General features: G+C 65.1%; 27 protein-coding genes and 1 riboswitch. Of the genes, 16 read left to right on the top strand and 11 right to left on the bottom strand.

Translation table 11 applies throughout. The features are described 5' to 3' along the window. Nucleotides 1-123 precede the first annotated feature (123 nt). On the bottom strand, nucleotides 124-714 hold the full coding sequence (locus tag DPM33_RS30760; protein ID WP_112101127.1) for a TetR/AcrR family transcriptional regulator: 591 nt from the start codon (nucleotides 712-714) through the stop codon (nucleotides 124-126). 103 nt (nucleotides 715-817) lie between these two features. On the opposite strand from DPM33_RS30760, the gene DPM33_RS30755 reads away from it, so the two are divergent. The 6 genes from DPM33_RS30755 to DPM33_RS30730 all read left to right on the top strand — a co-directional run bounded on the left by DPM33_RS30755 (nucleotide 818) and on the right by DPM33_RS30730 (nucleotide 5390). Then, nucleotides 818-1348 carry a DinB family protein gene (locus DPM33_RS30755; protein ID WP_112101126.1) on the top strand — a complete coding sequence of 177 codons (531 nt, stop codon included), beginning with the start codon at nucleotides 818-820 and terminating at the stop codon, nucleotides 1346-1348. Nucleotides 1349-1759: 411 nt separating this feature from the next. Then, a complete protein-coding gene (locus DPM33_RS35980) occupies nucleotides 1760-2134 on the top strand; it encodes a hypothetical protein (RefSeq protein ID WP_189546155.1) in 375 nt (124 codons plus the stop codon). 272 nt (nucleotides 2135-2406) lie between these two features. After that, nucleotides 2407-3003, top strand: a complete 597-nt coding sequence (locus DPM33_RS30745) for a glutathione S-transferase family protein (protein WP_112101125.1) — start codon at nucleotides 2407-2409, stop codon at nucleotides 3001-3003. A gap of 100 nt (nucleotides 3004-3103) precedes the next feature. Then, nucleotides 3104-3481, top strand: a complete 378-nt coding sequence (locus DPM33_RS30740) for a TfoX/Sxy family protein (protein ID WP_245442531.1) — start codon at nucleotides 3104-3106, stop codon at nucleotides 3479-3481. A 28-nt stretch (nucleotides 3482-3509) separates the two neighbouring features. Next, nucleotides 3510-3968, top strand: a complete 459-nt coding sequence (locus tag DPM33_RS30735) for a GFA family protein (protein WP_245442529.1) — start codon at nucleotides 3510-3512, stop codon at nucleotides 3966-3968. Nucleotides 3969-4124: 156 nt separating this feature from the next. After that, the gene (locus DPM33_RS30730) at nucleotides 4125-5390 is read left to right on the top strand and encodes an ROK family protein (RefSeq protein WP_112101124.1); all 1266 of its coding nucleotides are present in this window, start codon (nucleotides 4125-4127) and stop codon (nucleotides 5388-5390) included. Nucleotides 5391-5593: 203 nt separating this feature from the next. On the opposite strand, the gene DPM33_RS30725 is transcribed toward DPM33_RS30730, so the two are convergent. From DPM33_RS30725 to DPM33_RS30700, 6 genes are all read right to left on the bottom strand, one after another. Further along, entirely contained in the window at nucleotides 5594-7069 is a 1476-nt protein-coding gene (locus tag DPM33_RS30725) for an amidase (RefSeq protein ID WP_112101123.1), read from the bottom strand. 15 nt (nucleotides 7070-7084) lie between these two features. Then, nucleotides 7085-8044 (bottom strand): cyclase family protein, encoded by a 960-nt coding sequence (locus DPM33_RS30720; RefSeq protein WP_112101122.1) that lies wholly within the window; start codon nucleotides 8042-8044, stop codon nucleotides 7085-7087. Further along, nucleotides 8041-8814, bottom strand: a complete 774-nt coding sequence (locus DPM33_RS30715; protein ID WP_112101121.1) for an ATP-binding cassette domain-containing protein — start codon at nucleotides 8812-8814, stop codon at nucleotides 8041-8043. The genes DPM33_RS30720 and DPM33_RS30715 overlap by 4 nt, the downstream gene beginning before the upstream one ends. A 2-nt stretch (nucleotides 8815-8816) precedes the next feature. Continuing rightward, the gene (locus DPM33_RS30710; RefSeq protein WP_245442527.1) at nucleotides 8817-9881 is read right to left on the bottom strand and encodes an ABC transporter permease; all 1065 of its coding nucleotides are present in this window, start codon (nucleotides 9879-9881) and stop codon (nucleotides 8817-8819) included. 55 nt (nucleotides 9882-9936) lie between these two features. After that, the gene (locus DPM33_RS30705) at nucleotides 9937-10866 is read right to left on the bottom strand and encodes a sugar ABC transporter substrate-binding protein (protein WP_112101119.1); all 930 of its coding nucleotides are present in this window, start codon (nucleotides 10864-10866) and stop codon (nucleotides 9937-9939) included. A 256-nt stretch (nucleotides 10867-11122) separates the two neighbouring features. Continuing rightward, a complete protein-coding gene (locus DPM33_RS30700) occupies nucleotides 11123-11770 on the bottom strand; it encodes an outer membrane protein (protein WP_112101118.1) in 648 nt (215 codons plus the stop codon). Between the two features lie 415 nt (nucleotides 11771-12185). Here DPM33_RS30700 and DPM33_RS30695 point away from each other — a divergent pair, with 415 nt between their 5' ends. The 6 genes from DPM33_RS30695 (at nucleotide 12186) to DPM33_RS30670 (ending at nucleotide 17019) form a co-directional block, all read left to right on the top strand. Next, the gene (locus DPM33_RS30695; RefSeq protein ID WP_112101117.1) at nucleotides 12186-12950 is read left to right on the top strand and encodes an SDR family oxidoreductase; all 765 of its coding nucleotides are present in this window, start codon (nucleotides 12186-12188) and stop codon (nucleotides 12948-12950) included. Next, entirely contained in the window at nucleotides 12947-15022 is a 2076-nt protein-coding gene (uvrC, locus tag DPM33_RS30690) for an excinuclease ABC subunit UvrC (protein ID WP_112101116.1), read from the top strand. Before DPM33_RS30695 ends, uvrC begins: the two co-directional genes overlap by 4 nt. Nucleotides 15023-15185: 163 nt before the next feature. Then, on the top strand, nucleotides 15186-15782 hold the full coding sequence (gene pgsA / locus DPM33_RS30685; protein WP_112101115.1) for a CDP-diacylglycerol--glycerol-3-phosphate 3-phosphatidyltransferase: 597 nt from the start codon (nucleotides 15186-15188) through the stop codon (nucleotides 15780-15782). 1 nt (nucleotide 15783) lies between these two features. Continuing rightward, a complete protein-coding gene (gene moaD / locus DPM33_RS30680) occupies nucleotides 15784-16041 on the top strand; it encodes a molybdopterin converting factor subunit 1 (RefSeq protein WP_112101114.1) in 258 nt (85 codons plus the stop codon). Between the two features lies 1 nt (nucleotide 16042). Beyond that, nucleotides 16043-16522 carry a molybdenum cofactor biosynthesis protein MoaE gene (locus DPM33_RS30675; RefSeq protein ID WP_112101113.1) on the top strand — a complete coding sequence of 160 codons (480 nt, stop codon included), beginning with the start codon at nucleotides 16043-16045 and terminating at the stop codon, nucleotides 16520-16522. Nucleotides 16523-16602: 80 nt separating this feature from the next. Further along, nucleotides 16603-17019, top strand: a complete 417-nt coding sequence (locus tag DPM33_RS30670) for a YbaY family lipoprotein (RefSeq protein WP_112101112.1) — start codon at nucleotides 16603-16605, stop codon at nucleotides 17017-17019. A 159-nt stretch (nucleotides 17020-17178) separates the two neighbouring features. Here the strand turns inward: DPM33_RS30670 and DPM33_RS30665 are convergent, their stop codons facing one another. Beyond that, nucleotides 17179-17895: a DUF1194 domain-containing protein gene (locus DPM33_RS30665; RefSeq protein ID WP_167449273.1), complete on the bottom strand. Its 717-nt coding sequence runs from the start codon at nucleotides 17893-17895 to the stop codon at nucleotides 17179-17181. A gap of 257 nt (nucleotides 17896-18152) precedes the next feature. Continuing rightward, complete coding sequence (locus DPM33_RS30660) at nucleotides 18153-19292, bottom strand: helix-turn-helix transcriptional regulator (protein ID WP_112101110.1); 1140 nt, start codon at nucleotides 19290-19292, stop codon at nucleotides 18153-18155. A 173-nt stretch (nucleotides 19293-19465) separates the two neighbouring features. Continuing rightward, a riboswitch (Fluoride riboswitch) is annotated at nucleotides 19466-19528 on the top strand. A 98-nt stretch (nucleotides 19529-19626) separates the two neighbouring features. Here DPM33_RS30660 and crcB (DPM33_RS36710) point away from each other — a divergent pair. From crcB (DPM33_RS36710) to DPM33_RS30650, 3 genes are read left to right on the top strand one after another with little or no spacing between them, the layout of a single operon-like run. Next, nucleotides 19627-20019, top strand: a complete 393-nt coding sequence (gene crcB / locus DPM33_RS36710; RefSeq protein ID WP_208648476.1) for a fluoride efflux transporter CrcB — start codon at nucleotides 19627-19629, stop codon at nucleotides 20017-20019. A 3-nt stretch (nucleotides 20020-20022) separates the two neighbouring features. Then, entirely contained in the window at nucleotides 20023-20457 is a 435-nt protein-coding gene (gene crcB, locus DPM33_RS36705) for a fluoride efflux transporter CrcB (RefSeq protein ID WP_208648475.1), read from the top strand. Between the two features lie 14 nt (nucleotides 20458-20471). Continuing rightward, a complete protein-coding gene (locus DPM33_RS30650; protein WP_112101109.1) occupies nucleotides 20472-20816 on the top strand; it encodes a DUF190 domain-containing protein in 345 nt (114 codons plus the stop codon). Nucleotides 20817-20833: 17 nt separating this feature from the next. Here DPM33_RS30650 and DPM33_RS30645 read toward each other — a convergent pair whose 3' ends face one another. Together DPM33_RS30645 and ndk are read right to left on the bottom strand one after the other, a co-directional pair. Then, nucleotides 20834-21040 (bottom strand): hypothetical protein, encoded by a 207-nt coding sequence (locus DPM33_RS30645; RefSeq protein ID WP_112101108.1) that lies wholly within the window; start codon nucleotides 21038-21040, stop codon nucleotides 20834-20836. 169 nt (nucleotides 21041-21209) lie between these two features. Beyond that, complete coding sequence (gene ndk, locus DPM33_RS30640) at nucleotides 21210-21632, bottom strand: nucleoside-diphosphate kinase (protein ID WP_027165590.1); 423 nt, start codon at nucleotides 21630-21632, stop codon at nucleotides 21210-21212. A 200-nt stretch (nucleotides 21633-21832) separates the two neighbouring features. Between ndk and DPM33_RS30635 the strand changes: the two genes are divergently transcribed. Continuing rightward, on the top strand, nucleotides 21833-22018 hold a 186-nt coding region (locus DPM33_RS30635), incomplete at its 3' end, for a helix-turn-helix domain-containing protein (RefSeq protein WP_167449087.1).

Here is a 22018-nt window from a genome sequence, read left to right as displayed (position 1 = left end):
TCGGCGGAATCGACAGGCGATGCGAATTATTTTGCAATGCCGGCGACCGGGCGTGGCGGCACGCGGGCCCGGCGCCGGCCTCCTCTGCTGGCGCAGTCCCAGGCGGTCTTGGCGCCCGACAGGTCAGGTAGCCCGGCCACCTGACAGATAGGCCGAGATCAGCTCGATGAGCTGCTTCTGCAATTCCGGCGTGTCGAGCATATTGCGCCGCGCCGCGTTGTGGATCACGCCTTCGATCGCCGACGAGAGCACGCGCGCCATCGTCTCGGTGTCCTTGCGGCGTTTGCGGTATTGCGCGACGGCCGCAGTGTAATGTTCCAGATAGCGCGTCTGGAACGAGGCATGCGCGGCGCGCGAGCCGCGGTCGCCCGGTGCTTCGTCGAGCAGCACCTGGTGCAGCGTCGGATGGATCGAGTGCGCGCCGATCATGCCGCGCACCAACTCGCGCGCGAACTGCCTTAGCGGCTTCTCGTCCGCCGCCGCTTCGCTGATCACCGACAGCACATGATCGAAGTGACGGCGCCGGATCGCCTCGACCAGAGCGAGCTTGTCTGGGAAATATTGATAGAGCGAGCCGATGCTCACCCCTGCCGCCTCGGCAACCTTGTTGGTGGAAAAACCGGCCCAGCCAAGCTCGCTCAGAACGCGAGCACCGGCCTCGATGATCGCTTCGACGGTGGCGATCGAACGGGCCTGGCGCGGCTGCTTGCGCATGCGCGCGGCCGGCTTTGCAATGCGAGTAGACATCCTGGCCCGCCTCCCGAGAATATAAACAGGATACTCACATTCATTTCACCAACGCAAATGGAGCCGGACGATGAGCGCCAAGACCCTGCTGAAGAGCCTGCTTGCCTATCAGGCCTGGGCCAACGATGAGTTCGCGGAAAAGCTTGCCGGCATCGATCCCGCCCGCGACGCCGGGGAGCGCCACGCCGCGATCCGGCTGATGAACCACGTCCATGTCGTGTCGCGGATCTTTGCCGCGCATCTGAAGGGCGTTGCCCATGGCCATGCGAGCGACAACACCGAGGAAACGCCGGAGCCGGCCGAACTGCGCGCTGCCTTGGCCGAGGCCGACCGCTGGTATCTCGACTATCTCGAAACCGTTTCGGAGCAAGAGCTTGCCGAGCCGGTCGCCTTCACCTTCACCGACGGCGACAAGGGCTGCATGACGAGGCAAGAGATGCTGACGCATGTCGTCCTGCATGGCGGCTACCATCGCGGCGAGATTGGCCGCATGCTGGTGCGGATCGCTGTCTCGCCGCCCTGGGACACTTACGCCGTGCATCTGCACCGGGCCGAGCCGGCGCGTCGCCTGCAGGGCGAGCGCGAGCCAGCGGAGGCCTGACGGCACCGCTCGAATATGAGCTTAAAGCTCACTTTCCATTGCGCAAGCTTTTGCTTCCGCGTGCGGTTGGTTCATCTGTAGATGTTTGTGTTGGACAAGATGAAGCCGGTGTTCGGCGGCATCTCCTCTATTGTGAGTGCTATGCTCACATTCCGATATTAAGTTATGCCGCGGGTCGATGGATGATCGGGCGATAGAAGCCGGGCGAAGATCTGCGCGGCGCGCCGCCACTTCGAAAGTGACAGATTCGCTCACAATTTTTCAATGAGATGCATCTTCGGGCGTTTTGCGTAACCAAAATTCAATAACTGAAAATCATTGTGTTGCTTCGCTGGCTAGACAGTCGCGAGTCAGATATGCATAGACACGCCGGGTCACTCACGACCATCGGCAAAACGCAAGGGGCATCGCATGGCAAAGACGACAACCAAGGCGCCGGCGGCGAAAGCGCCGGCAAAGAAGCCGGCAGCTAAGGCTGCCGCGAAACCTGCAGCAGTGAAGAAGGCAGCGGCACCGAAGGCAGCCGCCAAGGCTCCGGCCAAGGCAGCGGCGAAGCCGGCGGCCAAGGCTGCGGCTAAACCGGCCGCCAAGGCTGCGGCTAAGCCAGCCGCCAAGGCAGCGGCAAAGCCGGCGGCCAAGGCAGCGGCCAAGCCCGCCGCCAAGAAGCCGGCAGCGAAGGCAGCGGCCAAGCCCGCCGCCAAGGCTCCGATGAAGGCAGCCGCCGCCAAGGCCCCGGCAGCCGTGAAGAAGGCAGCTCCGGCCAAGAAGCCGGCCGCCAAGAAGTAATCGCGTAGCTTCGCTTGGCGAACCGCAACAGGTGAGGGCGGGTGCCACCCAGGCACCCCTCTCGCCAAGTCGGTGTCAGAGCGAGCGGAGCCGGAGCGGACGCTCCTCCTAAAGCTCTCGGAAATTTTGCCGCCCGGCAAAACTTCCGGGAGCTTTTTCGTTGCGGCAGCCGGCGCCGGCAAACTGCATTGGCCAATCTGGATTGGCCTACTGGCCGTTGCCCTTCGGATCGCGATCGGTCAACAGTGCCGCAAACAACTGGAAAGCCGATCATGCCGAAACTGCTTTACGCGTCCACGTCGCCCTACAGTTCGAAGGTCCGCATGGCGGCCATCTATGCCGGCATCGCCATCGACCTCGTGGCGATCAAGACGGAGGACAAGCCCGCCGAACTGATCGCGGCCAATCCGCTCGGCAAGATACCGGTGCTGGTGCTGGAGGACGGCCGCACGATCCACGACAGCCGCGCCATCACCCAGCATCTCAACCGCTTGTCGAAGAATGCGCTGTTCCCGCGCAATCCCGACAAGCGGCTCGAGGCGGAAGTTCTCGAGGCGCTGGCCGACGGCATCTGCGACTGCGCGCTGTCGATGGTCTATGAGCGGCGCACGCGGCCGGAGGAGATGGTCTACCAGCCCTGGCTCGACCGCCAGTGGGCGAAGATCACCGCCGCGCTCGACCTGCTCAACGCCAACCCTCCCAAACTGCCGAAGAAGATCACCGCCGGCCAGCTGGCGCTGCGCGCCACCCTCGGCTATCTGGCGCTGCGCTTCGGCGGCCAGTGGGAGAAGGGCCGCAGCCGGCTGGTGCGCTGGGCCGCGCGGTTCGACGAGAAGTTTCCGGAGTTGAAGGGCGCCGTGCCGGGGTGAGGCGCCTCCCTTCTCCCGCAAGCGGAGAAGTGGAGGCGGGCTTGAACCTCCCTCCCTTCCATGCTTGCCTGACCCCATCCAAATCGCGGAGGTGGTGAGCATGGCAAAGCCCTCAACCAGCCTCGCGCCCGACCCGATGGTCGCGCGCCTGCGCGCCGCCCTCGGCAAGCGCGTTTTCACCGAGCAGAAGATGTTCGGCGGCACCTGTTTCATGATCAACGGCAACATGCTGATCGGCACCTCGAAGCGCGGGCTCCTAGTTCGCGTCGGCAAGGATGCGCATGCGGCGGCCGCGGCACTTCCTCATGCGGGCCCGATGGAGATGGGCGGGCGCTCCATGGAAGGCTATGTTCGCGTCGCGCCGGAAGGCACGGCCACCGATGCCGATCTCGCCGGCTGGCTCGATCGCGCGCTGGCTTTCGTCGGCACGCTGCCGGCGAAAGTCAAACCGGCCAAGGTCGCAAAGCGGCAAGCCTGAGCAGATCGCGCGGCCTATTCTGCACCGCATGCGGCTGAGCGAGCAGCAGCCGGTGGAGGACAAGCTGGCATCACTGGCGGGACGTTGCATGTGCGGCGCGGTCACCTGGACATATTCGGGGGAGGTCACGCGCAACCTTGTCTGTCACTGCGCCGATTGCCAGCGCGCCACGTCTTCCCCGCTCACCGCCTTTCTGGGGCTGAGACCGCAGCAACTGAGCTGGACCGGCGACGTCAGGCACTATGAAAGCAGCCCGAACACGTTTCGCGGTTTCTGCCCGTCCTGCGGCACCAGGCTCTATTTCCGCTCCGACAGATGGCCTCACGAAATCCACGTTCACGCCGCCACCATGACCGTGCCGGACGACTACCGGCCGGACGCGCAGGTCTTCCTCCCCTCGCGGATGCAATGGCTAGATCAGTTGTCATCGCTCCCCGCCCATGACGGTTTCCGGCAAAAGCCAGCCGTTCCTGCCGAGAGTCTTTGACCGCCGGGACGCTGCGGACAGTAGCGAGGCGGCAGGCATGAGACACCCGATCCAACCAGTTGGCGCGGGTTTGTTGCCTGCCCGTACAAAGTTCTCGAATCCGCCAAGCTCCTGGGCTAGAAAGGTTTTCGAGAATGGCGGTGCGACAAGCTGACAATGAACATCATCAATGACGACGGCCCGAATGGCGCCCATGCGTTCACGCCTCCGGGCGACGGAGCCGCCGCGGAGCGTGCCGGGCGTCCGCGCCAGACGCTGCTGTCGTCCTCGATGGTCGGCTCGACCAATCGCGGCCGCGTGCTGCAGGCGCTGTTCGATCTCGGCCCGACCAGCCGCGCCGAGCTGGCGCGGCTTGCCGGCGTCAACCGCACCACCATTTCCGGCATCGTCCAGCCCTTGATCGACGACCAGGTGCTGGTCGAGAGCGATCCCATCCCCGCCAATCCTGGCGGCGGCAAGCCGGCCCGCCCGCTCTGGTTCTCGCCCAAGGCGCGGCCGATCTGCGGCGTGCTCTTGATGCCGGATGCCGTGCACGCCTGCGTCTCGACGCTCGACGGCAAGATCGAAGCCGAGCGCAAGATGCCGCTGCCCGACGGCAACGGTCCGATGCAACCGATCATCGAGACCATTGCCGAATGCGTCGGCAGCACTCTGGCGAAAGCGCGGCGCACGCCCTTCGGCATCGGCGTCGGCGTCGGCGGCATGGTCGACACCGATCGCGGTTCGATCGTCACCGTCAACCTCGCGCCGTCGCTCGACCGCTATCCGCTGGCAGACGATCTCGGCCGTCGCTTCGGCTTGCCTGTGAAGCTCGACCATCATCCGCGCGCGCTGCTCGTCGGCGACCGCTGGTTCGGTGCCGGGCGCGGCGTCAAGCAATTCGCGGTCGTCTACACCGGCGAGGTGCTGGGCGGCGCCTTCTATTTCGACGGCCATCTCTATCGCGGCACCGCCGGCGCCGGCGGCGAGCTCGGCCACACCTTCGTGCAGCTCGACGGCGAGCTCTGCCGCTGCGGCCGTCGCGGCTGCTGGGACACCATCGCGACACTGAGCTGGCTGCGCCGCGAGGCTGCCGCCGCCGGTCTGCCGGAGCCCGAACTGATCGATTCCGGCCGCCTCGCCGACATGGCGGCAGGGCAGGAGCCGGGTGCCGAAAAATTGCTCGATCGCTATGCCCGCAACGTCGCCGTCGGCATCGCCAACCTGCAGCAGACGGTGGCCCCCAACATCTTCATCCTGCATGGCGACGTCGTGCTCGGCGGCGAGCGCCTTCTCGACGCGATCGCAGGCCACGTCCGCGCCATGGTGCCGCCGCGCCCGGGCAGCACGATCGAATTCATCGCCGGCGATGCGGGTGACGGCGCCGCGCTGCTGGGCGCCGCGGGACTGGTGATCTCAGAGCTGCTGCAGCTGCCGATTTAGCTCCAGCCTTCTCCCCCTGTGGGAGAAGGTGGATCGGCGCGCAGCGCCGAGACGGATGAGGGGTGCTGGAAGGAATGAGGCGTGGAAGTATCGAGCGATTTCAGATGCTTAGCTCTGTAAGATAGCGATCCGTCCAACACCCCTCATCCGCCCGAGCTTCGCTCGGCCACCTTCTCCCACAAGGGGAGAAGGAGAAGTCGCGCCTACCCCATCAATCTCCGATAACTTCCGAACCACGGCTGGATGCGCTCGAACCGCGCGGCCATCGCAAGCACGCTTTCGTCCGCATGCCGCCGGCCGATGAACTGCAGCCCGACGGGCAGGCCCTGCGGCGTGAAGCCCGCCGGCACCGAGATCGCCGGATGTCCGGTGTAGTTGATCGGATAGGTCATGCACCAGCCGATCAGCGGATCGACCGCCTCGCCATTGATCGAGGTCGGGCCGATCGTGTTGCCATCGGTCGCGTTCTTCACCGGCGGGATGGCGAGCGTCGGCGCAACGATCAGGTCGTGGGTGGCGAGTACGTCCTCGAGCCCGTCGAGCACGCCGGTACGCAGCAGATCGTCGAGCGCGTGGTCGACCGCCGAGACCTTGTAGGCTTCCTTCAACATGGCGAGGAATTGCGGTGTCAGCACGCTCGCATGCTCGCCCGTCAGGTCGATGCCGTCCTTCTTCCAGTGCACGGCGATCGCCGCGTAATGGATCGCGATGGTGCGCACCCACAGCGCCGCAAGGTCCTTGTGGTCGGCCTTGAAGTCGAGCTCGATCTCATCGACCTCGACGCCGTGCCTGCGCATGGGCTCGACCGCCTCGGCGACCACGCCGTCCACCTGGGGATCGACCGGGAAATTGCCGAGGCGCGGGCTGTAGGCGACGCGCAGCGGACGCGCCGGCACCTGCACGGCGCCGACATAGTCGGTGCCGTCGTCCGGCAGGCTGAGCGGATCACGGCTGTGCGGCCCGGCCATCACCTTGGCCATCAGCGCGGCGTCGGCCACCGTGCGCGCCAGCGGGCCGATATGAACCAGCGGATGCGCCCACAGGAAACCGTCCGGGCGCGTCACCGAAGGGATGCGGCCGAAGGACGGCTTGAAGCCGACGCAGCCGCTGAACGAAGCCGGGATGCGCACCGAGCCGCCGCCGTCGGTGCCTTGCGCCAAGGCCGCCATGCCGTCGGCGACGGCCGCCGCGCTTCCGCCCGACGAGCCGCCGGAATTATAGCCGATGGCAAATGGCGTCGAGGTCGGCCCGAAGCGCAAATTGTCGGTGATGCCCTTGTGGCCGAATTCCGGCGTGTTGGTCTTGCCGAGCACGATGGCGCCGGCATCCAGCAGCCGCTCGACGGCGGCCGCGCTCGTCCGCGGCACGCGGTTCTTCACCGCCAGCGAGGCCATCGAGGTCGGCACGCCGGCGACGTCGTCGAGGTCCTTGATGCCGACCGGCACGCCGTGCAGCGGTCCGAGCGGAATGCCCGCCATCACTTCCTTTTCGGCGACGCGCGCGGCATCCATCGCCTCATCGCCGAGCACCAGCGTATAGGCGTTGACGACAGGGTTCCGCGCCTCGATGCGGCGCAGATAGGCTTCGGTGACCTCGACCGGCGAGATGTCGCGGCGCCGGATGCGCTCGGCGAGCTCGGTGGCCGGCAGGAAACAGAGTTCGTTGTCCGCAGAGGTCATTGAAGTCATGCCTATCTATTTGATGAAAAGCGGATTTGCGGCACCGCCCGTGCCCTTGCTCACCTTGATCGGCGCGGTGCAGTAGAAACCCTCGTAGCGGCGGTCGGCGGCGCAATCGGCTGCCAAGGCATCGAGCGCCGCCATCTCGGTGAAGACGATGCCGAGATTGCGCATCAGCGCCGCGTGCAGCACCAGCATCAGGCCGGTGCCGGGCTCGTAGGTCGTCTCATTGGCCAGCGTGTCGGTGACGAGAGAGGGGATCTGCATCTCGTCGAACCAGCGCACCAGATCGGGGCTGAAGGTCAGCCCCGGCTCCCAGTAATCCTCGCCGACGCGCTGCAGGCCGGCGGCCAGGGCGCCGACCCAGCCGGTGCGGATCAGGAGGATGCTGCGCGGCAATATCTCGACGCCCTGCGCCCGCGCGCATTCCACCAGGTCGAGATGGGTGAAGGTTTCGGCGCGGTCCAGCACCGGCTTGCCACGGAAGCGCGCGATGTCGAGCAGCACGCCGCGCCCGGCGATGCCGCGCTCGGCGATCGGGATGATACCGGCCTTGGTCATGCCGCCATTGGTGCTCGATGCCGCAAAGCCGTTCCACAGCGTGTCGTCGAACCACATATGGCCCAGCGCGTCGCAATGCGTGCCGGCCTGGGCGAAGCCGGTGACGTAATCGTCGGCGAATTCCAGCCCGCCGGGCAGGGGATGCCAATGGCCGTTCTCGAAGCCAGCCTTGTCGGCGACCATGAAATGCTTCGCCGGCCAGCGTCCGGGAAACACCGCGTCGCCCTCATGCGTGGCGATCGGCACGCCGAGCGTGAAGCTACGGCCCTGCCGCACGCTCGCCAGGCCGTACATCACCTGTTCGGGCGTAAGGTAGTTGAGCGCGCCGATCTCGTCATCGGCGCCCCAGTGGCCCCAGCGGTTGGGCGCGTCGGCCAGCAGCCTCTTCAGCGTCATGGCGTCAGTCGCGCTCATGCCGCGGCCTCCGATATGGCGCGGGCGCCGGTGATATAGGCGACGACCTCTTCCATATTGGTGTCCGCGCTCGAAAGGTCCGCCACCTTGCGGCCGCGGCGCATCACCACCACGCGGTTGCAGACCTGCCAGAGGTGGTCGAGATTGTGGGTGACCATGATGATGGTCAGCCCCTTGGCGGCAAGCCGCCGAATGAGATCGAGCACCTCGCGCGACTCGCGCACGCCGAGCGCGGCGGTGGGCTCGTCGAGCAGCAAGAGCTTGTGGCCCCAGAAGGCGCCGCGCGCGATCGCCACCAACTGGCGCTGGCCGCCGGACATGCGGTCGACCGGCTTGTTGCGGATGCCGGGAATGTCGATGTTGAGTGTTTCCAGGCCGCGCAGCGCTGTGTCGCCCATCGCGCCGCGGCGCATCCAGCGCAATAGCGCCGGGCCGCGTCCAAGCGCGATCTCGCGCCCGAGGAAGAAATTCTCCGCAGCGGTGAAGGCGCCGACCAGCGACAGGTCCTGGTAGACCGTCTCGATGCCGAGACGCTGCGCCTCGGCCGGCGGTGACAGTTTGTGCGGCTGGCCCTCGAGGATCACCTCGCCGGAGGTCGGATCATGCGCACCGGCGAGGATCTTGATCAGTGTCGACTTGCCGGCGCCGTTGTCGCCGACAAGGCCGATCACGTCGCCCTTGCCGATCTCCAGCGACACATTGTCGAGCGCCTGGATGCCGCCGAAGCTGCGACAGATGCGGCGGAGCGAAAGCAGGGGTTCGCGGGCCATCGCTATCCCCTCCCGAAGCGGCGGCCGATACCGCCCAGCGCCACGGCGATGACCAGCAGCGTGCCGGCGAACAGGAACTGGGTGAAGATCGGCGCGCCGATCATGGCAAGTCCGTTGTTGCCGACCGCGACGGTGAGCACGCCGATCAGCGTGCCGACGATGTGGAACTGGCCTTCCCTGAGCGCGGCCGAGCCGAGGAAGGCGGCGGAGAAGGAGGTCAGCATGAAGCCGTCGCCGGCCGTCACCTGACCGGAGCCGAGATTGGAGGCCATCAGCACGCCGCCGATTGCCGCGCAGGTGCTGGCGATCGCGAAGGCGACGATGCGGCTGCGGTCGACGGCCACGCCGGCGCGCCGCGCCGATTCCGGGCTGACCCCGATCGCCTTGATGTGCTGGCCTTGCACCGTGCGGTTGAGGATCACCCACAGGATGATGAGCACCGCCGCCATGATGATGACGAGATGCGGCACGCCGGCGATGCGGCCGATGGCGATCTTGGTGAATTCGCGGCCCTGCGTGAGCTGCAGCGGAATGCCGCCGGAATAGGCGTAGTTCAGCCCGACGACGATGGTTCCGGTGCCGAGCGTTGCGATGAAGGCATTGACGCCGATCTTGGAGACGACGATGCCGTTGACGACGCCGATCAGCGTGCCGAGGCCGACGACCAGCACGATGGCCAGCGGGATAGACAGCCCGCTGAAGCTCAAAAGCCCGACGACCAGCAGGCCGCAGAAGCTCGCCACATAGCCGATGCTCAAGTCGAAATCGCCGGCCACCAGCGGCACGGTGAGCCCGGACGCGACGATGGTACCGATCGCCATGTCATTGATGATATTGCGGAAATTGCCGACAGTGGCGAAGGTTCCCGGCTGCAGGATCGAGAAGATCACCAGCATCGCGGCAAGCACGATGATGGTGCCATAGGTGCCGATGAAGCGCATCAGCCGCGCCCGCCGGTCGCGCATGCCGGGAGGGAGTGGCCCGGCTTGCGCGACCGGCAAGGCGCCCTCCGACGGCGCGGAGGGTTCGGGCAGGGGATGATCGGCGGACATGACGGCTCTGTTCATGATGGAACTCCATCCGGCCGGAACGGGCTCGGCCGGATGCTAGGGTCCGCAGACCTTACTGCGGATTGTCCTTCATGAACTGGTCGACATTGTCCTTGGTGACCAGCGAGTAGCCGGGCACGAAGGATTTCGGCTGCCACTTGTCGCCGGCCGCGATGATGTCGGGGATCTGGTCGACCAGCATCTTGCCGGCCGAGGTCAGGTCGACGCCGAGCGTCGCCGTCATCGTGCCGTCCTTGACCGCCTGCACGGCGGGCGCGGTGGCGTTGAAGGAATAGACCTTCACGTCGCTGCGTCCGTTCTGCTTCAGCGCCGCGATGGCGCCCATGGCGTTGTCGTCATAGCAGTTGAAGATGGCGAACGGTCCCTTGGCGTTGGCATTGGCGGCGAGCCAGGCGCTGGTCGCGGCCTGCGAGGATTCGGCCGCACCCGGAATGGTGATCTCGTGCGAGGTGGCCTGCAGCCCCGGATTGGCCTTCACCGCCGCGTCGAAGGCGTCGGCCCGCTCGCGGCAGGGAATGCCGGGGTGATAGGTGAGGTCGAGCACGGTGCCTGCATTGCCGATGTCCTTCAGCATCAGGTCGATGAGCGGCGGCGCGGCGCCGGTGCTGGCGGAAAGCGCGATACCGTCGGCCATGCCGCCGCCGGCCGAAAGCACCGGGATCTTCGCGTCCGCCGCGGCCTGCAGCCCAGCGGCGAGGCCAGTGGAATCGAACACCGTGACGATGATGGCGTTCACCTGCTTGGTCGCCAGTTGCTTGATGCCGGTGATGGCCTGCGAGGGATCGCCATTGGCGTTGAGCGTCTCCACCGTCCAGCCCTTCGACTGCGCCTCCTTGGTCATGGTGTCGACCATCTGGTTGGTATCGACGTCGGAGGTCGAGAAGGTGACGATGCCGATCTTGAGCTTTTCATCGGCATGCGCAACCGATGCGAAAGACGCCGCGACCAGCGCCGCGGTTGAGAGTTTGAGAAAGCGGTTCACGTTCCTTATCCCCTGTTTGACCGAGTGTTCCGGCTCGCCTCCCGACCACGCCGGAGCCCGTAGATCAGGGGCTCGAAAGCGGGTCGCCACAGTTAGGAGTGTTTGTTCGTGCGAGACACGTACTAACTATAGGCACAAGCGATGAAAGGGCGCAACGGGGAATTTGGGGACCCTTCCACAGGGGAAGAAGGTGAAGCACAGGCACAAAAAAAGCCGGGCGCGAGGCCCGGCTTTTCTGTGTCGTGGCTTGGACGACTTAGAACTTCATACCGACGCCGAAGGTGACGCGGTTGTCCGAGGACTTGACCTTGCCAGTGTCGCCGAAGGTCTTGCTGCCGAAGTCGGTGTAGCGGTACTCGACGCGGCCGAACACGTTGTCCGTGATCTTGATGTCGGTGCCCGCGCCGGCCGTCCAGCCGAGCATGGCCTTGCTGTCGTTCACGCCGGTGACGCTGTCGTTGATCTTCTGGTTCTTGGCAGCGAGACCGCCAGTGCCGTAGAGCAGGATTTCCGGGGTCACGGCATAACCGAGGCGAGCGCGCAGCGAGCCTTCAATGCCCGACTTGGCGGACAGGCCATTATCCGAGCCCTTGGTGCCGTTGTAGCCGAGGTCGGCTTCAGCACCGTACACGAAGTTCTCCTGCTGCCAGTTGTAGCCGCCGAAAACGCCGCCGATGAAGCCCTTGGTCTTGGCGTCGACGCCCGGGGCCTTCACATGACCGCCGAAGCCGTAGCCGAGATTGATACCGGCATAGGGGCCGGCCCAGGAAGCAACCGGAAGCTCGGCAACCGGAGCGGGAGCCGGCGGCTCTTCGGAAACGACGTCCGCGGCAAACGCGGTGCCGGCGAAGGCGAACAGCCCGAGCGCAGCGGCGAGCGGCGCGAATTTGAGATTGGTCTTCATTATTGTAACTCCTTAAGCCACAAGACACTTAGGCTTGCTTGTTCATGAAACGCCCCGGCCCGTCCGGGGGGATAAACGGGTCTGGCGTTCAACGGTTCCAAATGTCGTGCTGAAATGCGGCTGAAGCGAACCTGAACTTGGGTCATTACCCGGCGCGAATGAGGCCGAACCTTGACGTTGCATCTTCGCAACAGCGAAATGTCAGCAGGCTAATTATGTTGCGCTGCACACCGCTTGGTTCAAGGGGTCCGGCGACATATATTGGGCGATGACAAGCCCCGAATCCGGGCCAGGCGAATGCGCGTTCAGGCCGCTTCGCCACATTCCTGCCCCAGGTGGAAATGGTGTTTAACACCTTGGTCCGTCATATTGTGCCGGCTTCCCGGAATCGTGAAGCCGATTGAGGATTGACAAGATGAGACAAGCCACGGCCGTCGCGCTGGTGACGGGTGGAGCAAGACGGATCGGCAGGGCGATCGTCGAGGATCTGGCCGCCAATGGCTTCGCCGTCGCTATCCACGCCAACCGTTCCGGCGACGAGGCCGAGGCGCTGGCCGGCAAGATCACGGGCGAGGGTGGCCGCGCCGCCGTGGTCGCCGGCGATCTCACCGACATGGACGCGGTTGGCGGCCTCATCGGTCGCGCGCAAGCGGCGCTCGGGCCTGTTACGCTGCTGGTCAACAATGCGTCCTTGTTCGTCGACGATCGCGTCGAGGATTTCGACTGGCAGGCCTGGGATCGCCATTTCGCCATCCATGTGAAGACGCCGGCGCTTCTGGCGCAGAACTTTGCCCGCGCGCTGCCGCAAGGCGAGGAGGGGCTGATCGTCAACATCATCGACCAGCGCGTCTGGCGACCGACGCCGCGCTATTTCTCCTACGCGCTGTCGAAATCGGCGCTGTGGACGCAAACGCAGATGCTGGCGCAGGCGCTCGGGCCGCGTATCCGCGTCAACGCCATAGGCCCTGGCCCGACACTGAAGAACAAGCGCCAGGACGACGAGGATTTCGAAAGCCAGGTCGAGGGCCTGATCCTGAAGCGCGGCCCGCAATTGCCCGAATTCGGCGCCACCATCCGCTACCTCTGGCAGGCTCGCTCGGTGACCGGCCAGATGATCGCGCTCGACGGCGGCCAGCATCTTGCGTGGCAGACGCCCGATGTGACAGGCATGGTGGAATGAGTCCCGCAGCCCAAAAACGAAACGGCGCCGCCGACGATCTGCCGCCCGATGTCGATATCGACGTCGAGGACGAGGGCGCCGAGGAGATCGTCGAACCCGAGGCTCTGCCGTCCGGCCCCGAGGTCGCCTTCACGGCCATCGACTGGACGCCGCATGCCGGCGACGCCGACGGCATGGTCGGCGCCGAGGTGATCCAGACCTTCGTCAAGCGGCTGCCCAACCAGCCCGGCGTCTACCGCATGATGAACGCCGCCGGCGACGTGCTCTATGTCGGCAAGGCGCGCAGCTTGAAGAAGCGCGTCACCAATTACGCGCAAGGGCGCTTCCACACCGCCCGCATCGGCCGCATGGTGCGCGAGACGGCGACGATGGAGTTCGTCGTCACCCGCACCGAGATCGAGGCACTGCTGCTGGAGGCCAACCTCATCAAGCGGCTCAGGCCCCGCTTCAACGTGCTGATGCGGGACGACAAGTCGTTTCCCTACATTCTGCTCACCGGCGATCATGTCTCCCCCGGCATCTACAAGCATCGCGGCGCGCGCTCGCGCAAGGGCGACTATTTTGGACCCTTCGCTTCGGCGGGCGCTGTCGGCCGCACCATCAATTCGCTGCAGCGTGCCTTTCTGCTCAGAAGCTGCACCAACTCCTTCTACGAGAACCGCACGCGGCCGTGCCTGCTCTACCAGATCAAGCGCTGCGCCGGTCCCTGCACCGGCGAGATTTCGCATGAGGGCTATGCCGATCTGGTGTCGGAAGCCAAGGATTTCCTCTCCGGCCGCAGCCAGAAGGTGAAGACCGAAATCTCGGCCGCGATGCAGCAGGCCTCCGAGGAGCTCGATTTCGAGCGCGCCGCCATCTACCGCGATCGCCTCGCGGCGCTGTCGCATGTGCAGGCGCATCAGGGCATCAACCCGCAGACCGTGGAAGAGGCCGACGTCTTCGCCATCCATCAGGAAGGCGGCCAGACCTGCATCCAGGTGTTTTTCTTCCGCACCGGCCAGAACTGGGGCAACCGCGCCTATTTCCCCAAGGCCGATCCGGCGCTGGAGCCGGCCGAGGTGCTGGGCTCGTTCCTGGCGCAATTCTATGACGACAAGCTGCCGGCGCGCACGCTGCTTCTGTCACAGACCGCGCAGGAGCAGGAACTGCTCGCCGAGGCGCTCTCCACCCATGCCGGCCGCAAGATTGCGATCTCGGTGCCGCAGCGCGGCGAGAAGAAGGATCTGACCGATCACGCGCTGCAGAATGCGCGCGAGGCGCTCGGCCGCAGGCTGGCAGAGACGTCGACCCAGGCGCGGCTACTCGCCGGCTTTGCCGAAACCTTCGGCCTGCAAAAGCCGCCGGTGCGCATCGAGGTCTACGACAACTCGCACATCATGGGCACCAATGCGGTCGGCGCCATGGTCGTCGCCGGGCCGGAAGGTTTCGTGAAGAACCAGTACCGCAAGTTCAACATCCGCTCGACCGAGATCACGCCCGGCGACGATTTCGGCATGATGCGCGAAGTGATGCAGCGGCGCTTTTCGCGGCTGCTCAAGGAGCATGGCGACGAACAGCCCGGCGCAACCCCTGACGAAACCGGCGATGAGGATCTGGTCGCCGGCAATGGCGGTTTCCCGGCCTGGCCCGACGTCATCCTGATCGACGGCGGCCAGGGCCAGATGACGGCGGTGCGCCAGATCCTTGCCGATCTCGGCGTCGAGGACCGGGTCATGGCAATAGGCATCGCCAAGGGCCCGGACCGCGACGCGGGGCGCGAGCGCTTCTTCGTCAAGGGCAGGGACTCCTTCATGCTGCCGGTGCGCGATCCGGTGCTCTATTTCGTCCAGCGCCTGCGCGACGAGGTGCACCGCTTCGCCATCGGCTCGCACCGGGCGCGGCGCAAGAAGGAGATGGTGAAAAGCCCGCTCGACGAGATCGCCGGCATCGGCCCCGGCCGCAAGCGCGCGCTGCTGCTCGCCTTCGGCACCGCCAAGGCGGTCAGCCGCGCCGCGATTGAGGACCTGGTCAAGGTCGACGGCATTTCCGAACATGTCGCGAAGCTGGTCTACAATCATTTTCATGAGAGCTGAGAGGCCGTTTCAGGCACGGAAGTTTGACGGGTCGGCCTGCGAGCGGAGAGTTCGTTGCCCACACAAAGGCTATTTTTGACTGGTCAATCGAATCTCGGCTGTTGACCCCCTACATTGGCTTCTGATTTGAGTACCTCTGGCGGAGGAGATTTCCCGAGACGACATGGCACAGCGCGCGTTCAACCTGCCGAACATCCTGACCTACGCCCGCATCATCGCGGTGCCGCTGGTCGTGCTGTGCTTTTTTCTCGAAGGCCATCTGAAGTCGTCCGACTTCGCCCGCTGGTCGGCGCTGGTCATCTTCCTACTCGCCTCGATCACCGACTACTTTGACGGCTATTTTGCCCGCGCCTGGCAGCAGACCTCCAACATCGGCAAGATGCTGGACCCGATCGCCGACAAATTGCTGGTCGCGACCTGCCTGCTCCTGCTTGCCGCCGACACCGACCGGCATGCCGGCATTGCCGGCTGGTCGCTGTGGGCGGCGATCATCATCTTGTGCCGCGAGATCCTGGTTTCCGGCCTGCGTGAATATCTGGCCGCCCTGAAAGTCTCGGTGCCGGTGACCCAGCTCGCCAAATGGAAGACCACCATCCAGATGGTCGCCATCGCTTTCCTGCTGGTCGGCCCGGCCGGCGACAAGATCTTCCCGCTGACCACCCAGATCGGCCTTGTGCTCTTGTGGGTCGCCGCGCTCGTCACGCTCTATACCGGCTACGATTATTTCCGCGCCGGGCTCAAGCACATCATGGATGAGTGAGATGGCCACCAAGCTCATCTATTTCGCCTGGGTACGCGAGCGGATCGGCAAGCCGGAAGAGGATGTCGAACTGCCGGCCGGCATCGAGACGGTCGCCGACTTGCTGCGCTGGCTGAAGTCGCGCGGCGAGGAATACGAGAACGCGCTGCAGTACCCGGACGTCATCCGTGTCGCCATCAACCAGGAACATGTCGGCCACCGCGAGAAGATAGCGGGCGCGCGCGAGATCGCGCTGTTTCCGCCGATGACCGGAGGCTGAGATGGCCGGCGCCGTCGTGCCCGCCATCCGCATCCAGCGCGAGGATTTCGACGTCGCCGCCGAGATCGCCGGCCTGACCAGGGGCCGTGCCGACATCGGCGCCGTGGTAACCTTTTCCGGCCTTTGCCGCGACGAGCAGGGCGCGCTGTCGGCGCTCGAGCTCGAGCACTATCCCGGCATGGCGGAGGCCGAGATCGGCCGCATCGCCATCGAGGCGGTCGAGCGCTGGCCGCTGCAGGGGCTAACCGTCATCCACCGCCATGGAAAGATTGCGCCGGGCGAGAACATCGTGCTGGTGGTGGCGGCTTCGGCGCATCGCCAGGCCGCCTTCGAGGCGGCGAATTTCCTCATGGATTATCTGAAGTCGCGCGCGCCCTTCTGGAAGAAGGAGCATCTCGCCGACGGCTCCGAGGGCGGCTGGGTCGAGGCCAAGGAAGCCGACGATCACGCGGCGGACCGTTGGACGAAACAGGGCCAATAAGAATCCCGTCCGGCCATCGAACGACCGCAATCCTTGCCAAGCCTGCCAGTTCGGTTTGATTTGCCTGGCGGAGCAATCTCATGCTGGACCGCATCGCGGAATTCTTCATCTTCGGGCTGGTGCCGCTGGTCGTCGGCGTGTTTGCCGTGCCGGAAATGACCAAGGCCGGCGAACAGACGCTTGCGGGCGAGGTGACCTACCGCGAACGCATCGCCCTGCCGCCCGACGCCATGCTGGTGGTCGAGCTCGTCGACGTTTCGCTGGCTGATGCGCCGGCAACCGTCATCGCCAAGCGCAGGATAGCGCCCGCCGGCCAGGTGTCGATCAAGTTCGAGATCGGCTTCGACCCCAAGGCGATCGAGAAGGGCCGGACCTACGCGCTCCAGGCCAGCATCACCGTCGACGGCCGGTCGATGTTCGTCACCGATGCCCGCCACCTGATCGATCCGCTAGATGGCAAGCCGCAGACCGTCGCGGTGAAACTGGCGGCGAGCTGACGCCGGGATTTTCCGGGAATAATCCGGGCAGCCGAAGCAAGGACGCCGTCCACCGACACGGAGGCGGCGAACCTCCACGCCAATGTGAAGGAGCGCCAGGCAAAGTGACGTTCCCCCGCCGCGAGGGGGCGGCGGGTATTTCGCTACGCCATCAGCCAGTTAGCGCGGAGCAGTTCCGGGCATCGAGCAATCGAATGTCGCTGGCCTTGCAAAGGAAGCGAGCCTGGTTCGTGCGGGCTGGCCGACGATCTCCAGCAGCAGCTTTCGGCGTATCGCCACTTCGAACATGCCCAGATCGTCAATGCCGATCACGAAGGCGCCTGGCCCGCCGATGACGCAATGCTCGTAGTAGAGGGCGAGATACTGCCGGGCAAAGGATTGAAAGCCGTTCGAGCTGCCATGCGGCAACGATACCGGCAGGCCGTTGATGGTGACACCCGATCCCGTCAGCATGGCGCGTATCGGGCCGACCGGCTGGCCGGCATTGTTCGGGCCATCGCCCGATATGTCGATCACCCGGCGTTCGCCAACCGCCTGGCTTTTCGCCAACAAGGCGGCCGCCGCCAGCAGCCCGCCGGAAATGGAGGTGCCGGCCTCGGCCATGATCGGCTGCGCGGCAAGGGCGTCGGCGAAACGCCTCGCATCCTCGGCGCTGCCGATGATCGTCCATGGCAGCACCACGCGCTGATGCCTCGGCCCTGCCCACTCAAGGTAGGAAAGCGCTATTGCGCCGCGCGCGCCTGATCCGATCGCGCGCATCAGGTCGGGGTGGCGGAAGGCGCTGACATAGCCGTCGCGCTGGACCTGCAACTCGGCGAGGCTCATCGACGACGAGACGTCGACGGCGAGGACCAGTTCGAGGTCCACTGCGGGCATACGGAGCCCGCCCGCTGCTGGTGGCTGGGGGCTGCCGGCGAGAAGGAGCGCCAGCGCCAGCAGGCATGATCCTGCCGGTCCCGTTCTTTTGCGCGGGGCGGATGCATTTCTCCGACCAAGCCTTCCTGACATTTCTGCACAGCCCCGGCGCTCGGCGCGATCTCGTCAATCCGGGTGATTTTGGGCGGGCAGACGGCTGCGAGCTTCACCCGAACGGGTGAAAGCGCGGGAACAATTCCAGGAAACTGCGAAGCAGTTCAGTGACGTAAGGACACTCGCAGGCGCGACAGCAGCGCCGTCAATTCGGCCTGGCGATGTGTGCCCGTCTTGGCCAGGATCGTCTTGAGCTGCGTTCGCGCGGTTTCGCGCCCGATCGCCAGCCGTTCGCTCGCCGCGTCGATGCCGTCGCCGCCGCTGAGGCTGGAGGCCAGCCGCGCCTCGGCTGCCGGCAGTTGGAAAGCATGGCGCAGCAACGACGCCGGCGGTGCTCGTTCGCCGACGAGATCGGTGAAGAAGAGCAGGAAGTCGCCGCCGTTGAACAGGTCACGCACGAAGGACGTCATCGGCACGATTTCAGCCAACAGCCAGAACGATCCGTCGCGGTTGATAACTTCCGGCTCCGCAAGAAGCGTTGCGTCCCGCGCGCCGGTGAGGGCAGCCTGGACCATCCTTTGAAAACGTGAATCGCTGTCGCGGTCGGCGGCGTGGATGTGGCCGTGCCGGACCGCAAGACCCGACCTGAACAGGGCATCCGCTTGGCTGTTGCAACGTCTCAGGCGGCCGCGGCTGTCGAGCAGCGCGGCCGCGCAATCGAATTGCTCGAGCACGGCCAGCGCCGTGTCGAGCGAGACTTCCCAGATCTTCTCGGCAAGGCTGATGATGCGGGCCAGGTCCGGCGCCACGCGCAGGAAATGCTCGGCCTCGGACAAGTCGAACGGTCCGCTCCGCGCATCGCGGAACATCGACAGTACCCATTGGCGTCCCTTGACTGGGAAAGCAACGGTGCCCCACCACTCACGATGCCCTGGACGGGCTATCTCCTGATAGTAGGGCAGAAGCAGCCTTTCTTCCGGCGTGGTGATTTCGTCCTCCACGGTGAAGCAGGTCGCCGGCCTCGGCAGCCGTGCCGCCCTTTCCGGGTGGGGATCGGGCGCGCCCTCGATATTCTTGAGCCAGATTTCCGCGAATTCGGCATGGCCGAGCGAGTCCGGCGTCAGTCTGGTCCGCTTGCGCTGATCGCTGCTGAACGGATGTCTATCGTCGCGGATTCGGATGACGCAGCTCGAAACACCCAGGCAATCGCCCAAATTTTGCAAAGCCTGCGGCCACCGCCCGAATTCAAAGGCGGCGTCGTAGCAGTCGTCGATCGCCGACGCGATACCCCTCTTGGCAGCCATTCGAATTGACCTTCGGAATGGATGGGCCACCACATGTCCATATTAGCATGAGCTTGTGGATTTGAAAAATCACAGGCCTTGCTGTTTCCGCTTGCGAATTCACCGCATTGCGATTTGATCCGCCGTCAATTGCCTCCAGCCGATTGACCGGAATTTCGGAACCGCCTAGGTTCGCCGAAAATGGGGATGGGGTTCCCCCGAAACCGCCCTTATGGGCTGATGACTCCTGCCAGGCGTGCTTTCGCGCGGCAGGATTTGTTTTTTCCGCTCGCATCATGCCTGCTTTGTTGAAGTGATTCCCGCGCGGGAATCGCATCGGAAAGGCATTGAAGCGATGACCCTTGCGGCTTGCGCCCTGGTTCTGATCGGCGGGTTCCTCGGTGGTATTTCCCGCTTTTTCCTGTCCGGCGTGGTCGGCCGCGGCATCGGCGAGACCTTTCCCTGGGGCACGCTGCTGGTCAACGTCTCCGGCGCCCTTGCCATCGGCGCCTTCGCCGGCGCCGCGCGGATCCATGGCGGAATCTTCGCGAGTGATCTGTTTCGAGACCTGATCGTCGTCGGCCTGTTCGGCGGGTACACCACGGTGTCGTCCTTCTGCCTGCAGACGCTCAACCTGGCGCTCGACGGCGAGGGGCGGCTCGCCGCCTTCAACATCGTCGCGTCGTCGGTGCTGTGCGTCTTGTTTGTCGCCCTCGGCTTCTGGGCAGTCCTGTGGATGGCGGGCTGAGCGATGACGGACAGACGGATGGCGATGCGGCTTTATCTGGCGGTCGGCTGCGGCGCGGCGATCGGCTCGCTGGCCCGCTTCCTGTCGGGCTACGTCATCGTCTCGCAACTTGGCCTCAACGCGCTTTATTCGACCGCGTTCGTCAACGTCGTCGGCTCGTGGATCATCATGGCCTTCGCCACGCTGACCGGGCCGGACGGTCGCCTGATGGTCGGTCCGGCCAGCCGCAATTTCGTCATGGCCGGCTTCTGCGGCGGGCTCACCACGTTCTCGGCGATGAGCCTCGACACCTTCATCCTGCTCTTCGAGGGCGACTTGCCGCTTGCCGCGACCTATCTCATCAGTGTGGTCGGGCTGTCGCTCGCCGCGGCGTGGCTGGGCTATCTCATGGTATCCAGGTTCAACCGCTTGCCGAAAGGCAGTCAGGCCAACGGGTAACCAGGGAGGAAAACATGGAACTTCCCGCGCAATGCGCGCTGCTCAGGATCTTCTTCGGCGAGGACGACAGGGCGGCCGACGGCCAGCCGCTGCATGAGGCGATCGTCATCAAGGCGCGCGAGACCGGCATGGCCGGCGCCACGGTGCTGAGGGGGCCGCTCGGCTTCGGCCGCTCCAGCGTGCTGCACACCGCCAAGATCCTGCGCCTGTCGCAGGATTTGCCCATCGTCGTCGAGATCGTCGACGCGCCGGACAAGATCGATGCGCTAATCCCCGAAATCAAGGCGCTGACCAGGACGAAGAGCTGCCTGATCACCAGGGAGAAGGTCGAGGTCATCCGCTACGGCGACGGCGACTGAACTCGCCAGTCTGTCTGTCAGGCGCCGCGAAGGCGGCGGCCGATCGTTCCTTCGTCGAAGATGCCCGCGGAAAACAGTCTCATGGCCTCGATCGCCAGGTCCGATGCCTCGGGACTTCCCAAGACGATGCCGCGCTCCGCGCAGACCTTGTCATAGATGCGCTTCAGCAGGACGAGATCGTCCGGATACGCGGCACCGCTTTTAGAAACATGAGGCTTGATCATGCTTCCCTCCCGGGTTTCGGGCGGAAGCGTGGTGGTCGCTCACAGTCGGCGACGCCCTGGGCTTTTCTGTCGCCGATGCCGGTGAACCTAGGGCACGCTGCGGGTGTGACCACCCGTCTCAAAAGCAAAACGGCCCGCTGGAGCGGGCCGTTTGCGCGATGTTCGCGGCTCAGCCGACGATCTCGGTATCGGAGAACCAGTACTTGATCTCCTGCGCGGCGGTTTCCGGCGCGTCCGAGCCGTGCACCGAATTCTCGCCGATCGACAGCGCGTGCACCTTGCGGATGGTGCCCTCGGCGGCATTGGCCGGGTTGGTGGCGCCCATCACTTCGCGGTTCTTGGCGATGGCGTTCTCGCCTTCCAGCACCTGCACGATGGTCGGGGCCGACGACATGAATTCCACCAGCTCGCCGAAGAACGGGCGATCCTTGTGGACGGCGTAGAAACCTTCGGCCTCGCGGCGGCTCATCCAAACACGGCGCGATGCGATGACGCGCAGGCCGGCGTCTTCCAGCATCTTGGTGATGGCGCCCGTCAGGTTGCGCCTGGTCGCGTCCGGCTTGATCATGGAGAAGGTGCGTTCGATCGCCATTGGGTCGTCCTTGTTCTTGGAAATGGAGATTGGAGTGGCGGGCTCTATACAAGCCGCTTGGCGGCTTGCCAAGGGGAGGCGGCTTCTGGTGTCGTAAGCACATGAGTTGTCCGGGTTAGGTAGCACACGAGTTGTCCGGTTTTATCGCCAGCGAATGGAGACTGGGGATGGGACGGACAGCATGGCTACAGGACCGGAGAATGCAGAAGTTTCGGGACGTTTTAAGCCGCTGGAATGGCGGCGATCTTTCGATGCTGGAGGCTGGTGAGCTACTGGGCATGTCGGAACGGCAATTTCGGCGTTATCGCGACCGCTACGAAGAGGCTGGGGAGGATGGCTTAAGGGACCGGCGTTTGGGCAAGCTTTCGACGCGTCGGGTGCCTGCG

The sequence above is a fragment of the Mesorhizobium hawassense genome (assembly GCF_003289945.1).
Taxonomy (GTDB): domain Bacteria; phylum Pseudomonadota; class Alphaproteobacteria; order Rhizobiales; family Rhizobiaceae; genus Mesorhizobium; species Mesorhizobium hawassense.
The sequence above is the reverse complement of the archived record's forward strand: the minus strand, read 5'-3'. Positions and strand labels throughout refer to the sequence as shown.